The organism is Nocardia huaxiensis (assembly GCF_013744875.1).
GTDB lineage: Bacteria > Actinomycetota > Actinomycetes > Mycobacteriales > Mycobacteriaceae > Nocardia > Nocardia huaxiensis.
Map to the genome: position 1 here is coordinate 1,644,882 of NZ_CP059399.1, position 14,546 is coordinate 1,659,427.

The following is a 14,546-nucleotide window of genomic DNA, read 5'->3' on the forward strand; positions in this document are numbered from 1 at the left end:
AATTTGTCAACCATGGACGTGCGTGCACCAGCGAGTCCGAACAAGCGCGGCGGCACCTGGGGTGGCCGGACGCAGGAGCAGCGCCGCGCCGAACGCCGCACCCGCCTGATCGAGGCCGCCCTGACCATTTGGCTCGAAAACGGCTGGGCCGCAGTCACCATGCGCGGCGTGTGCACCCGCGCCGGGCTCAATGACCGCTACTTCTACGAGCACTTCGCCGACCGCGACGAACTGCTGGCCGTGGTGTGGGACGAGGTCTGCTTCGAGGTCTTCGGCGAATTGTCCGCGCTGGTGGCCGAACACGTCGAACTGGCGGCCCTGGACATCCTGCACCTGGCCGTGGCCCGCGCGGTCGACCTGCAGACCGCCGGTCCGGCCCGCATCCTCTTCGGCAATCACGCCGGCAGCCGGATTCTGGAGGAGCGCCGCAAAGCCATGCTCACCGAGGCCACCGACCTGCTCATCGCCACCGCCCGCCCCTACCTGCGCCCCGGCGTCGACGAATCCGACCTGCGCATGGGTGTTCTCATGGGCATAGGCGGTTTCGTGGAACTGCTGACCGCCTGGCGGATGGGCGCGATCGAAGCCGACACGTCGCGCATCATCGACCACGTGAACGCCACCGCCGACCTGCTCGGCGCGCGCTATCTGGCCCTGCCGGAATGACGAGGGCTATTTCACCGCCCACACCATGGATTCGGGGCCGGCGAGCCGAACGGTCTGCGGGTCGCGGAAACCGGTCTCGGACAGCCACTCTCGCAGGTCGGCGGCGGTGTAGTCGAAGCCCGCGGGGGTCTCGATGAGCATGTTCAGGCTCATGAGCAGGCCGGCCAGGTTGGTGCGGCGGTCATCGTCGATGAGGGTTTCGTAGACCAGGATGGCGCCGCCGTCGGGCAGGGCCTTGTGCGCCTTGGTCAGCAGCATGCGCTTGGTGCCCAGATCCCAGTCGTGCAGGATGTGGCCGAAGACCAGCACTTCGGCGGTGGGCAGCGGGTCGGTGAAGAAGTCGCCGGGCTGGAAACAGGCCCGTTTGCCCAGCGGTGCAACGTATTCGGTGAATATCGGTTCGCATACCGGCAGGTCGAAACCGATGCCCTGCAGGTGCGGATGACTGTCGAGGACAGTGCGCAGCAGTGCGCCCTGCGCGGTGCCGATATCGGCCACGGTGAGCCAGCGCTGCCAGGGGAATTCCTGCGCGATGGCGTGCGCGCTGGGCAGCGACAGACCGGTCATGGCGCGCTGGAAAGCACGCAGCCGATCCTGATCCCGGTAGAGCGTGGCGAAGAAGTCACCGCCCGCCTTGGCCTCGTTCTGCGGCAACCCGGTGCGCAGTCCCTCGGTGAGCCCGGCCCAGAATCCGTACAGCCGGGTGGCCGCCATTTCCAGGAATCCGCCGATGTATTCGCCGCGATTGCGGTCCAGGTATTGGGCGGTGTCGGCGGCATTGGCGTAGCGGCCGTCCTCGCGTCGCAGTACCTCCATGGCCACCAGCGCGTCGAAGAAGTCCCGCGCCGCCCGCGGGTGCAGGCCCAGTTCCTCCCGCAGTTCCTCGGCCGTCAGCTGCCGCTCGCCCAGGACGGTGAACACCCCGAGCTCGACGGCGCTGAGCAGCGTCCGGGATTCCCAGAAACCCAAGCCGATCCCGAGGAGGCGGTCCATGGCGCATCACCCTAGCGACCGCGCACCCCCGGGAACGGGAGGCGCGACGCGATGACCTGCGCGAACCGTGCGGTCCGCAAGACCTTCCGCAGGTTCAGAAGTCGTCCACGCCGTACACCCGCTGGGCGGTCAGCCGGAACACCTGATCGAGCGCCGCCGCATCGGCCCCGTGGTCGGTGAGCGCGGTCGCCACCGCCATGGCCGCGTTCGGCAGGCTGGTGATCGGCTTGTCCACCGGGAAATTCGAACCCCAGATCAACCGGTCCGCCCCGAAGGCGTCCAGCGCGTGATGCAGCATCGGCGAAATCCGGTCCAGCAGTTCCGGCACCGGGGTCGGCATGCCGCGCGGCGGCACCGGATGCCCGAGGATCGGCATCATCAGCCCGCTCACCTTGGCCACCGCGTTCGGATTGGCGGCCAGCGCGCTGATGTCGTCGCGCCAGCGCAGGAAAAGCTCCCGCCGCAGGCTCGGATTGCTGCCGGTGTGCTTGCCGACCGGGCCGAAAATGCCTGCGGGCGTGGCGAGATGGTTCAGCACGATGGTGGCGTCCGGGTAGCGCGTGGCCAGGGCCGTCACATCGGGCAGCTGCTGCGAGTACACCCAGGCGTCGAAGGTGAGCTTGCGTTCCACCAGCGCCGCGAATCCATCCAGGAACTTGTGCGAGGTGAGCGCCCCTGGTGCACTGTGCTGCCGGATCCCGGAATCGGGGTGGTGCTCCACCCGCGTGCGAATGCCCCGGAACCTCCGGGAGGCCGACAGGTGCGCGTCGAGCAGATCGGCGAACCCCGGAGCTGCCGGATCGGCCGCGCCCACAATCGCTCCCAGCGCGGGCGTGTCCACCCCGAACGGCAGGCTCTCCACCCAGCGCGTCTCATTGGCCTGGGCGTGCAGCTGCCGCCCCGACCACTCCACCTCGATGTGCACGATCGCCTCGACCGGCACCTCGCCCGCGTCCGCGCGATAGTCGGCGGGCAGGTACGGCTTCACGAACGGGGCGGGATCGCCGACGAACTCACGATCCTTGCGCGGGGCGAGCCGCTTGGCCACATCGATCGGCACCGGCACGTACTTGAACAACTTTGCGAGACCACTGAATTCGCGAGGCGTGGTGAGCGGATCCCACTGGTGGATGTGCGCATCGACGACTGTCATTCCCGCAAGGTCCATGATGTCCCTTCCGTCCGGGTCGGCTTCGCCTGAATTTTTCCACGCAGGCCCGCCTCACGCATCCGAATCGGGACGGGGGGTTCGGGGGCCAAGCCCCTGAGAGCCCCCGGAGAGTTCGGGTTGTTCACACATTGCGGCGATACTGCCCGCCCACCGTGAAGAAAGTGTCGGTGATCTGCTGCAGCGTGCACACCCGTGCGGCATCCATGAGCACCTCGAACACATTGGCATCGGTGGCGGCCGCCTCGGCCAGCCGGGCCAGCGCGACCGGCGCTTCATCCCGATGCCGCTGCGTGAACTCCCGCACCCGGTGCAGCTGCGACTGCTTCTCGTCCTCGGTGCCGCGCGCCAGCTCCAGCACCCGATGTTCCTCCTCGTGCGGGCTGCGGAAGGTGTTCACGCCGATGATCGGCAGGCTCCCATCGTGTTTGCGCCGCTCGTACAGCATCGATTCGTCCTGGATGCGGCCGCGCTGATAGCCGGTCTCCATGGCCCCGAGCACGCCGCCGCGCTCACTGATCCGCTCGAATTCGCGCAGGACGGCCTCCTCCACCAGATCGGTGAGCTCGTCGATGATGAAGCTGCCCTGTAGCGGGTTCTCGTTCATGGCGAGACCCCACTCGCGATTGATGATCAGCTGAATGGCCAGCGCGCGGCGCACCGATTCCTCGGTGGGCGTGGTGACGGCCTCGTCATAGGCATTGGTGTGCAGGCTGTTGCAATTGTCGTAGACGGCGATGAGCGCCTGCAGCGTGGTGCGAATGTCGTTGAAGCTCATCTCCTGTGCGTGCAGCGACCGGCCGGAGGTCTGAATGTGGTACTTGAGCTTCTGCGACCGGTCGTTCGCGCCGTACTTGTCCCGCATGGCAATCGCCCAGATGCGCCGCGCCACCCGCCCGATCACCGAATACTCGGCATCCATGCCATTGGAGAAGAAGAAGGAGAGATTGGGCGCGAAATCGTCGATGTGCATGCCGCGCGCCAAATACGCCTCGACATAGGTGAATCCGTTGGCGAGGGTGAAGGCCAGCTGGCTGATGGGGTTCGCGCCGGCCTCGGCAATGTGATAGCCGGAGATGGAGACCGAGTAGAAATTGCGAACGCTGTTGCGTACGAACCACTCCTGGATATCGGCCATCATGCGCAGGCTGAATTCGGTGGAGAAGATGCAGGTGTTCTGGCCCTGATCCTCCTTGAGAATGTCGGCCTGCACGGTGCCGCGCACGGTGGCGAGGGTCCGCGCCCGCAGCTGCGCCGCCTCTTCGGCCGACGGTTCCCGGCCCTCGGTTTGCGAGAACTGTTCCAGCGCTTGATCGATGGCGGCATTGAGGTAGTAGGCGAGAATCGTCGGCGCGGGACCGTTGATGGTCATCGACACCGAGGTGCTGGGCGCATCCAGGTCGAACCCGTCGTAGAGCGCCTTCATATCGTCCAGCGTGGCAATGGAAACGCCGGACGTGCCGACCTTGCCGTAGATGTCAGGGCGCTCCGCCGGATCGTGCCCGTACAGCGTCACCGAATCGAACGCCGTCGAAAGTCGTTTGGCATCAGAGTGTTCCGACAGCACCTTGAATCGGCGGTTCGTGCGGAAGGCGTCACCTTCACCGGCGAACATGCGCGCCGGGTCCTCGTTGTCGCGCTTGAAGGCGAACACTCCCGCCGTGTACGGGAATCGTCCCGGCAGGTTCTCCGACCGCAGGAATCGCAGCAGCTCACCGTGATCGGTGTAGCGGGGGAGCGCCACGCGGGGAATCGAACTGCCGGACAAGGTTTCCCGGCGCAGCGTCGTCCGCAGCTCCCGGTCCCGAACCTTCACCACCTGCTCATCACCCTGATACGACGCGGCCACCGCAGGCCATTCCCGCAGCAGGGCAGCATTTTCCGGCGACAATTCCGTCCGAGCCCCGGCGAGCAATTCCGCCACCGCCGCAGCGCCCGCAGTCCCCCCAGCGCCCGTCGCCCCCGCAGTGCCCGTCGCCCCCGTCATCCCGGCATGCTTTTGGCCGGGATCCACCAGTTCAGCATGCACCTGCTCCAACCGCTGCACCCGCTGCGCCGCCGCGATCTGTCGTCCGGTCTCCGCGTGATACCCCCGCACCGCCTCCGCGATCTCCGCCAGATACCGCACCCGCGCGGGCGGAATGATCTGCGCGAACCGTGTCGAGGCCCGCGTCTCCACTTTCGGCAGCACCCCCGGCTCCACCGGCAGCCCGTGCCCGGCCAGCAGCTCGCTCAGATGTTGGTACAGCGCCGTGACCCCGTCATCGTTGAAAGTCGCCGCGCTGGTGCCGAATACCGGCATATCCTCCGGCGCGGCATGGAACTCCTCCCGATTCCGCACCAGCTGCCGCGACACGTCCCGCAGCGCGTCCTCCGCCCCGCGCCGCTCGAACTTGTTGATGGCCACCACATCCGCGTAATCCAGCATGTCGATCTTCTCCAGCTGAGAAGCCGCGCCGAATTCCGGCGTCATGACATACATGGCCACGTCCACATGCTCGGTGACCGCAGCGTCCCCCTGCCCGATGCCCGGCGTCTCCAGAACGACCAGGTCGTATCCCGCTGCCTTGCAGGCGATCACCATGGCATCGATATTGCGCGGCACCTCCCGCTCACCCCGGGTGGCCAGCGACCGGAAGAACACCCGATCCCCGTCGAGGGAGTTCATCCGAATCCGGTCACCCAGCAGCGCGCCACCGCCACGTCGCCGCGTCGGATCCACCGCCAGCACCGCCACCCGCAGCTTGTCCTGCTGATCGGTGCGCAGCCGACGCACGAGTTCATCTGTGAGCGAGGACTTTCCGGACCCACCGGTGCCCGTGATACCGAGCACCGGAACCCGCCGCCCCGCCGCGGCCGCCTCGAACGCGGCCCGGTCCTCCGCCGAAACCGTGTCCTGCTGAAGGCAGGTCAGCGTCCGCGCCAGCGCAGCCCGATCCCCGCTCAATACGGCGTCGACCGAAGCGGGCGTCCCCGACAGATCCACATCGCACTCCGCGATGAGCTGATTGATCATCCCCGGCAACCCGAGCCGCTGCCCGTCCTCCGGCGAAAAGATCGTCACTCCCGACTCCGCCAGCCGTGCGATCTCCTCCGCGATGATGACCCCGCCACCCCCGCCGAAAATCTTCACGTGCCCCGCCCCGGCCTCCCGCAGCGCCTTGGCCAGGTACTCGAAGTACTCGATATGCCCGCCCTGATACGAACTGACCGCCACCCCCTGCACATCCTCGGTGACAGCCGCGTCCACGACTTCACTCACCGCCCGGTTGTGCCCGAGATGAATCACCTCGGCTCCCTGCGACTGCAAGATCCGCCGCATGATGTTGATCGCCGCATCGTGCCCGTCGAACAGCGCCGCAGCGGTCACGAATCGCACCGGATGGCCCGGAACATGCAGGTCGGCCATAACTTCCTCCGCAGGGAAGATTCCGTAGGTGTCCAGATAGTAGGACGTCAAAACAACTCTAGAGTGATTCGCCCCACAGTGCCAGCGAACGCGCATGTCTTCCCCGCCGCCGCCCACCGCATACACCGGGCGCAGCTGTCGGAGGGGATTGGCAGGATCGCTGGGAACGCATGCACCGCAGCGTGATCCACCCGGACCCGTCGGCGGGAGGCCGAACCGGGCTCGAATCCTCGGAGGGGACCATGACGTCAGCCGGAAAGAACACCACCGCGTCTGCCGACTACCAGGCCGCCGCACCGGCGGAGTTGCCGCGATATCTGCAGTCGCCGCCCTGGGAGTGGACTCGCGAGCCGGTGGTGATGGCCGCGCGCACCGCCGAACGGCCGGGCTTTCTCGCCTGGCAGCCGGGCGAGAAGGAGCGTGCCTCGAAGCTGCCGGTGAAACTGCTCTGGGATGGGGAGGGGGATCGCGACGAGTTCATCGCCGCCGGGCTGGCCTACGATCACGCGCGGGACGGCGGCTACCACGCGGCGTATCTGGTGGCGGGCGCCGAGGCGACGGTCCGGCCCTACCTGGAGCGGGGGCGGGCGTGGGGGACGGCCGACGAGTTTCTGCGCATACTGGCTCGATTCGACAGTGCCGCAGTCGATTTCGTTCTCCGGTCGGATCGCGGGTATTCCGGTGTGACGGCGGCGCTGCTGCCGGTCGGCGGCAGCGAGGTCACGCGGCGCATGGCGGAATTGCTGGCCGGGCCCTACGACCTGCGCTGGGACAGCACCTGCCGGCGCTGGTTCGAACGCCATATCGACAGCGCCGCACCGGATCTGGTGGCCGCCGCACTGTCCGCGCCGCAATCGGACCGGTCCGCGGTGGGAATTCCGGGACGCGGGAAGCCGCGGGGTGAGGTCGCCACGTCGGCGCTGGACCGAGGCACGGCGGAGGTGGCGCTGCGTCGCTTGGCCGAGCAGGGTTTGCGCGCGGCGCTGCTGGCCGCTGCGGAGCCCTACGGTCCGGAGGGCGTGGCCGCCATCGCGGCTGCCGCCGACCCGCTGCTCGAGTTGCCGGACAAGATTCCCGCCCTGCCGGACTGGCTGACGCCGAACCGGCTGCCGCCGATCATTCTGCGCGACAGTGGAAACCGGCTGCCGGTCGAGGCGGTGACGGTGTTCTGCACCATGCTGGCCATGAGCGGCCCGGCGCACACCTATGCGGGGGTGCGGGAGATCGCCGCGCTCGGCACGCCGGAATCGTTGGCGGACTTCGTCTTCGAGCTGTTCGAGACCTAGAACAAGGCGGGCTTTCCGCATGCGGGTCGCTGGGTGATGCACGCGGGGGCCGTGCTCGGCGACGCCCGGTTCTTCGACTGGATCAGTCGCATGATCGAGACCTGGAACAGCTGCGGGAATCACCTGGTGGCCCATGCGGCGCTGGAGGCGTACGCGGCGAATGGCTCCGATCCGGCACTCGCACAACTGTTTCGACTGTCGCGAGCCGCCAGGTCGCAGAAGCTCGCGAAGCGTGCGCAGGATGCGGTGACCATGGCGGCGCGGTGGCGTGGGCTCACGCCGGAGGATCTCGCCGATCTGATCGTGCCGAGTCATGGTTTCGCGCTGGATGGCACGCGGCAGCTCGACTACGGTCCGCGCGGTTTCGTCGTCACACTGGACGAGCAATTGAAGCCGATCGTCTTCGACGCGGTGCGCGCGGATTCCGGCCGGTGGTCGCAGGGTCCGCGACGGCGTTCGCTGCCCAAGCCGGGTGTCAAGGACGACGCGGTGATGGCGGGCGCGGCGCACCGGGAATTCACCGTGCTCCGCAAGGAGGTGAAATCGACTGCGGCCGAGCAGCTCACACGCTTCGAGGCCGCGATGGTGCGGCAGCGGCGGTGGACCGCGGAGCGTTTCCGCAGCCGGATCGTCGATCACCCGGTGCTGTGGCAGCTCGCGCGTCGCCTGGTCTGGGTCGCGTGCGACGCGGACGGCAAGGCGGACAGCGCTTTCCGGATCGCCGAGGATCGCAGCCTCGCCGCTGTCGACGATCGTCCGTTCACGCTCGACGACACCGCCACGGTAGGCATCGCGCATCCGATTCAGCTCGGTGACACCCTGCCCGCATGGGCCGAGCTGTTCGCCGATTACCAGATCTTGCAACCGTTTCCGCAGCTCGAGCGGTCCGTGCATCGTCTCTCCGAGGCCGAGCGGCCCGTCGAAGCGCTCACCCGTTTCGCGGGCCGTACCCTCGCCACCGGCCGCATCCTCGGCGCGAACAAGGCCGGGTGGCTGCGACAGGACATCCAATCCGGAGCCCAGTGGAATCTGATCTTCCGGCCGCTGGGGGAGGGGCACACCCTCGTGCTGGATTTCGAACCCGGCATCCGACTGTTCAACGAGCTCGCGGACCCCGTCCAGCGCATCGCGCAGTTCCGCTTGGCGGTCACCGGTTCGTCGGCCCAGTGGTGGGGGCAGGGGGTCCCGTTCGGCGAGCTGGACGAGATCACAGCCTCGGAGGCCCTGCTGGCCTTCCTGGCGCTGGATCCCCGCGAGCCCTGATCAGAGCCGCTATCGCCACCCTGTGAGTTATCCCACAGCCAATACTTGGACGTCCAACTATAGGATCGCCACGTACAGCGCCGAGGTGCGCGCAGGCTTCGAGACAGGACTGGCATGGTTCGCGAACTCACCCACTTCATCGGCGGGCAGCACGTGCCCGGAACCTCCGGCAACTTCGCGGACGTCTACGACCCGAGCAGCGGGCAGGTGCAGGCGCGGGTGCCGCTGGCGAGCAAGGCCGAGGTCGAGGCCGTCATCGCCAATGCCGCCGAAGCACAGCAGGTGTGGGCCGCGTTCAACCCGCAGAAGCGGGCGCGCGTGCTCATGAAGTTCCTGACCCTGGTGCAGGACGAGATGGATTCCCTGGCGGCGCTGCTGTCCTCGGAGCACGGCAAGACCATTGCCGACGCCAAGGGTGACATCCAGCGCGGGCTCGAGGTCATCGAATTCGCCGTCGGCATTCCGCACCTGCTCAAGGGCGAGTACACCGAGAGCGCCGGCACCGGCATCGACGTGTACTCCATGCGTCAGCCGCTCGGCGTCGTCGCGGGCATCACGCCGTTCAACTTCCCGGCCATGATCCCGCTGTGGAAGGCCGGTCCGGCGCTCGCCTGCGGAAACGCCTTCGTGCTCAAGCCTTCCGAGCGCGACCCCTCGGTGCCGCTGCGCCTGGCCGAACTGTTCCTCGAGGCCGGACTGCCGGCCGGTGTGTTCAATGTGGTCAACGGTGACAAGGAAGCCGTCGACACCATCCTGCACGACGAGCGCATCAAGGCCGTCGGCTTCGTGGGCTCCACCCCGATCGCGCAGTACATCTACGAGACCGCCACCGCGAACGGCAAGCGCGCCCAGGCTTTCGGCGGCGCGAAGAACCACGCCATCGTCATGCCGGACGCCGACCTCGACGATGTGGCCGATCAGCTCATCGGCGCCGGTTACGGTTCCGCCGGTGAGCGCTGCATGGCCATCTCGGTCGCCGTCCCGGTGGGCGAGGAGACCGCGGATCGCCTGCGCGAGAAGCTGATCGAGCGCGTCAACAAGCTGAATGTCGGCCGCTCCGACGACCCGGGCGCCGACTTCGGCCCGCTGGTCGGCCGCGACGGCGTGGACCGCGTGAACAACTACGTGCAGATCGGCGTGGACGAAGGCGCCGAGATCGTCATCGACGGCCGCGGCCTGGTCGTCGAGGGCGCGGAAGACGGATTCTTCGCGGGCGCAACACTGTTCGACCGCGTCACCCCCGACATGCGCATCTACAAGGAAGAGATCTTCGGCCCCGTGCTCGCCATCGTGCGCGCCAAGGACTACGAAGAGGCGCTGCGCCTGCCCAACGAGCACGAATACGGCAATGGCGTCGCCATTTTCACGCGCGACGGTGACACCGCCCGCGACTTCGCCGCCCGCGTGCAGGTCGGCATGGTCGGCATCAACGTCCCGATCCCGGTGCCGATCGCGTACCACACCTTCGGCGGCTGGAAGCGTTCCGGCTTCGGCGATCTCAACCAGCACGGCCCGGACTCCATCCGCTTCTATACCAAGACCAAGACGGTGACGCAGCGCTGGCCCGCGGGGCAGAAGGAGTCCAACGCCTTCGTCATCCCGACCATGGACTGACGTGATGTTCGTATTGGACGAGGACGAGAAGGCGATCGTCGATACCGCCCGCTCCTTCGCCGACGAGCTGCTCGCACCCAATGCCCTGGAATGGGATGAGCAGAAGCACTTTCCGGTGGATGTGCTGCGCAAGGCGGGTGAGCTCGGGCTGGGCGGCATCTATGTCCGCGAGGACGTCGGCGGCTCGGAACTGCGGCGACTGGATGCCGTGCGCATCTTCGAGCAGCTGTCCACCGGCTGCCCGGCCGTCGCCGCCTACATCTCCATCCACAATATGGCGACGTGGATGATCGACAGCTACGGCACCGAGCAGCAACGCAATCGGTGGCTGCCGGGCCTCACGTCGATGGATCTGCTGGCCAGCTACGCGCTCACCGAACCGAGCGTCGGCTCCGACGCCGCGGCCTTGAGCACCAAGGCCGTTCGCGACGGCGACGACTACTTGCTCACGGGCGTCAAACAATTCATCTCCGGCGCGGGCAGCTCGGATGTGTACGTGCTCATGGCACGCACCAGTGACAATGGGGCGCGCGGGATTTCGGCGTTCATCGTGCCCGCCGACACCCCGGGCCTGTCGTTCGGCGCGAACGAGAAGAAAATGGGCTGGAACGCCCAGCCCACCCGGCAGGTCATTCTCGACAATGCCCGGGTGCCCGCCGAGAACCTGCTCGGCGGCGAGGGCAACGGCTTCCGCATCGCCATGAACGGCCTCAACGGCGGACGGCTGAACATCGCCGCCTGCTCGCTGGGCGGGGCGCAGGTCGCGCTCGACAAGACCGTGGCCTACCTGGCGCAGCGCAAGGCGTTCGGGGCGCGGCTGCTGGACAATCCGGCGCTGCAATTCGATCTCGCCGACATGCGCACCTCGCTGGAAGCCTCCCGCACCCTGCTGTGGCGGGCCGCCGCCGCCCTCGACGCCGACGCCCCCGACAAGGTGGAACTGTGCGCCATGGCCAAGCGGTTCACCACCGATGCCGGGTTCGAGGTCGCCAACAAGGCACTCCAGCTGCACGGCGGCTACGGCTATCTGGCTGAATACGGGGTCGAGAAGATCGTCCGCGACCTGCGGGTGCATCAGATTCTCGAAGGAACGAACGAGATCATGCGGGTCGTGGTGGCCCGCTCGGTGGTAGGAGCGGCATGAGCGACGTGCAGGAACCCGAGGTTCTCATCGAGAAGCGCGACGGGCTGGGGCTGATCACGCTCAACCGGCCACGCGCCATCAATGCGCTGAATCACCCGATGGCACTGGTCATTCTGGACGCGCTGCGGGCGTGGGCCGCCGACGACGAGGTGCGCACCGTGGTGCTCACCGGCGCGGGAGAGCGCGGGCTGTGCGCGGGCGGCGATATCGTGGCCATCCACAATGACGCGAAGAACGCTGTAGCGCAGGCTGATACAGCGGCAGCGGATTCTCCGTCCGGCAAGTTCTGGCGCGACGAGTACATCCTCAACGCGCTCATCGGCCGCTACCCCAAGCCGTACGTGGCGGTCATGGACGGCATCGTCATGGGCGGCGGCGTGGGCCTGTCCGGGCACGCCCGCCACCGCATCGTGACCGAGCGCTCCATGGTCGGCATGCCGGAGACCGGCATCGGCTTCATCCCGGACGTGGGCGGCACCTGGCTGCTGGCGCACGCGCCCGGCGAACTCGGCACCCACGTCGCGCTCACCACCGCGCGCATGAGCGCCGGTGACGCCATCGCCGCCGGCTTCGCCGATCATTTCGTGCCGTCCGAGCACATTCCGGCGCTGCTGGAAGCCTTGCGCGACAATGACGCCGACACCGCCATCGCCAAATTCGCGCAGCCCGCACCGGTTTCGGAGCTGGTGGTGCAGAAGCGCTGGATCGACGCCTGCTACAGCGCGGACACCGTCGAGGAGATCGTGAATCGTCTCGAGACCGACGGCGCTCCCGAGGCCGCCAAGGCCGCGCAGGATGTGCTGTCGAAGTCGCCGGTGGCACTGAAGGTAACGCTGCGCTCGCTGCGCGGTGCGCGGGCGGCGGCGAACCTGGAGGAGGTGCTGAACCAGGAGTACCGGGTGTCGGTCGCCTCGCTCGGCACCCACGACCTGGTGGAGGGCATTCGCGCCCAGGTCATCGACAAGGACCGCAATCCGCAGTGGTCGCCCGCCACCCTGGCCGAGGTCACCGGCGCGGATGTGGACGCCTACTTCGCCGGGCTCGGCGACAAGGAACTGGGGCTGACCGCCCCCGAGGAGCAGTAGTGAGCAGCGAAAACACTTCGGCGACAACCAAGGTCGCCTTCCTCGGTCTCGGCCACATGGGTGGGCCGATGGCTGCCAACCTGGTGCGGGCCGGATACGAGGTCCTCGCCTTCGACCCCGTGCCCGCGGCGCAGGACCAGGCTCGCAAGGACGGCGCGACCGTCGTCGAGACCGCCGGATCCGCTGTGGCGGAGGCGGATACGGTCATCACCATGCTGCCCAACGGGCGCATCGTGCTCGACCTGTACGGCGAGGTGCTGTCCGCGGCCAAGCCGGGCACGCTGTTCGTGGACTGCTCCACCATCGACGTCGCCGACGCCCAGGAAGCCGCGAAAGTCGCTGCGGCAGCCGGACATCGGACCCTCGACGCCCCGGTTTCCGGTGGCGTGGCGGGCGCTGCGGCGGGCACCCTCACCTTCATGGTGGGCGGTGCGGCCGAGGATTTCGCCGAGGCGCTGCCGTTGCTGGAGGTCATGGGCGGCAAGGTGGTTCACTGCGGTCCGGCCGGTGTCGGCCAGGCCGCCAAGATCTGCAACAACATGCTGCTCGGCATCTCTATGATCGGCCTGTCCGAGGCCATCGTGCTCGGCGAGAAGCTGGGGCTGACCCACGACAAGTTCTTCGACGTGGTGTCCACCGCGTCCGGGCAGTCGTGGGCGCTCACCTCGTACTGCCCGGTCCCCGGCCCGGTGCCGACCAGCCCGGCCAACAATGACTACAACCCGGGCTTCGCCACCGCGCTCATGACCAAGGACCTGGGCCTGGCCGCGAACGCGCTGCGCGGCAACAATGTCGACGGACAGATCGGTCTGCTCGCCGCAGAGATCTACAACCGCTTCAACCAGGACGAAGCGGGCAAGGACTTCTCGGCTATCGTGACCGACATCCGCAAGCGATCTGAAGGGGAGACGGCGTGACCGACTTCGAGACCATTCTGCTGGAGCGCAAGGGGCGCGTCGCGCTCATCACGCTCAACCGGCCGAAGGCCCTGAACGCGCTGAATTCGCAGGTCCTGGCCGACATCTCGGCCGCACTCGACGAGCTCGAGAACGACAACGAGATCGGCGCGGTGGTCCTCACCGGCTCCGAGCGGGCCTTCGCGGCCGGCGCGGACATCAAGGAGATGCAGAGCAAGTCCTACATGGACATGTTCCTCACCGACCACTTCGCCGGCTGGGATCGCCTCGTCGCCTTCCGCAAGCCCATCATCGCCGCGGTCGCCGGCTACGCCCTCGGCGGCGGCTGCGAACTCGCCATGATGTGCGACCTGCTCATCGCCGCCGACACCGCCAAGTTCGGGCAGCCCGAGATCAAGCTCGGCGTCATCCCCGGCATGGGCGGCTCGCAGCGCCTCACCCGCGCCGTCGGCAAGGCCAAGGCCATGGATCTCATTCTCACCGGCCGCAATATGGACGCCGAGGAAGCCGAGCGCGCCGGGCTGGTCTCCCGCATCGTGCCCGCCGACCAGCTGGTCGACACCGCCCTCGAGGTGGCCGAGACCATCGCCGGCATGGGCCTGCCGTCGGTCATGATCGCCAAGGAAGCCGTCGACCGCGCCTTCGAGACCACCCTCACCGAGGGCCTGCGCTTCGAACGCCGCGTCTTCCACTCGCTGTTCGCCACCGAGGACCAGAAGGAAGGCATGAACGCCTTCGTCGAGAAGCGTCCGGCGAAGTTCACCAACCGGTAAGCCCGGACGCTCTCGGCTACCCCCGAACCCCCTCGGGCCGAGGTGCGCCGCCTGGACCGAGCACAACGTCCCCCGCTCAGACGAGCGGGGGACGTTGTCGTACAAGGGGTTCGGCGGTCGCCCCGCCCTCGTGCCGGGGTCGATCGCGCGTGTCAGGGTTTGGTGTCGTCGGCGTCGGGTGACTTCGGGGGATCCTTGGGCTCGATCTCGATCTGTACCGAGCCCATG

At 67.7% G+C, this 14,546-nt stretch carries 11 protein-coding genes; 8 read left to right on the forward strand and 3 right to left on the reverse strand.

What is annotated here, in order from left to right; all coding sequences use genetic code 11:
• Window positions 1-12: 12 nt before the first annotated feature.
• The gene (locus H0264_RS07395; RefSeq protein WP_181583278.1) at window positions 13-666 is read left to right on the forward strand and encodes a TetR/AcrR family transcriptional regulator; all 654 of its coding nucleotides are present in this window, start codon (window positions 13-15) and stop codon (window positions 664-666) included.
• Window positions 667-672: 6 nt separating this feature from the next.
• On the opposite strand, the gene H0264_RS07400 is transcribed toward H0264_RS07395, so the two are convergent.
• From H0264_RS07400 to icmF, 3 genes are all read right to left on the reverse strand, one after another.
• Window positions 673-1,659 (reverse strand): methyltransferase, encoded by a 987-nt coding sequence (locus tag H0264_RS07400; protein WP_181583279.1) that lies wholly within the window; start codon window positions 1,657-1,659, stop codon window positions 673-675.
• A 94-nt stretch (window positions 1,660-1,753) separates the two neighbouring features.
• Complete coding sequence (locus H0264_RS07405) at window positions 1,754-2,812, reverse strand: amidohydrolase family protein (protein WP_231084224.1); 1,059 nt, start codon at window positions 2,810-2,812, stop codon at window positions 1,754-1,756.
• Window positions 2,813-2,951: 139 nt separating this feature from the next.
• Window positions 2,952-6,236 carry a fused isobutyryl-CoA mutase/GTPase IcmF gene (gene icmF / locus H0264_RS07410; RefSeq protein WP_181585347.1) on the reverse strand — a complete coding sequence of 1,095 codons (3,285 nt, stop codon included), beginning with the start codon at window positions 6,234-6,236 and terminating at the stop codon, window positions 2,952-2,954.
• A 242-nt stretch (window positions 6,237-6,478) separates the two neighbouring features.
• Between icmF and H0264_RS07415 the strand changes: the two genes are divergently transcribed.
• The 7 genes from H0264_RS07415 (at window position 6,479) to H0264_RS07445 (ending at window position 14,318) form a co-directional block, all read left to right on the forward strand.
• Window positions 6,479-7,522: a hypothetical protein gene (locus tag H0264_RS07415; protein ID WP_181583281.1), complete on the forward strand. Its 1,044-nt coding sequence runs from the start codon at window positions 6,479-6,481 to the stop codon at window positions 7,520-7,522.
• A gap of 36 nt (window positions 7,523-7,558) precedes the next feature.
• Entirely contained in the window at window positions 7,559-8,785 is a 1,227-nt protein-coding gene (locus tag H0264_RS07420; protein WP_244976242.1) for a DUF4132 domain-containing protein, read from the forward strand.
• A gap of 114 nt (window positions 8,786-8,899) precedes the next feature.
• Window positions 8,900-10,399, forward strand: coding sequence for a CoA-acylating methylmalonate-semialdehyde dehydrogenase (locus H0264_RS07425; RefSeq protein WP_181583283.1), 1,500 nt, complete (start codon window positions 8,900-8,902; stop codon window positions 10,397-10,399).
• A 4-nt stretch (window positions 10,400-10,403) separates the two neighbouring features.
• Complete coding sequence (locus H0264_RS07430; protein WP_181585348.1) at window positions 10,404-11,543, forward strand: acyl-CoA dehydrogenase family protein; 1,140 nt, start codon at window positions 10,404-10,406, stop codon at window positions 11,541-11,543.
• The gene (locus H0264_RS07435) at window positions 11,540-12,628 is read left to right on the forward strand and encodes an enoyl-CoA hydratase/isomerase family protein (protein ID WP_181583284.1); all 1,089 of its coding nucleotides are present in this window, start codon (window positions 11,540-11,542) and stop codon (window positions 12,626-12,628) included. Before H0264_RS07430 ends, H0264_RS07435 begins: the two co-directional genes overlap by 4 nt.
• Window positions 12,628-13,545: a 3-hydroxyisobutyrate dehydrogenase gene (gene mmsB / locus H0264_RS07440; protein ID WP_276514534.1), complete on the forward strand. Its 918-nt coding sequence runs from the start codon at window positions 12,628-12,630 to the stop codon at window positions 13,543-13,545. Before H0264_RS07435 ends, mmsB begins: the two co-directional genes overlap by 1 nt.
• Window positions 13,542-14,318, forward strand: a complete 777-nt coding sequence (locus H0264_RS07445; RefSeq protein WP_181583285.1) for an enoyl-CoA hydratase — start codon at window positions 13,542-13,544, stop codon at window positions 14,316-14,318. Before mmsB ends, H0264_RS07445 begins: the two co-directional genes overlap by 4 nt.
• Window positions 14,319-14,546 lie beyond the last annotated feature (228 nt).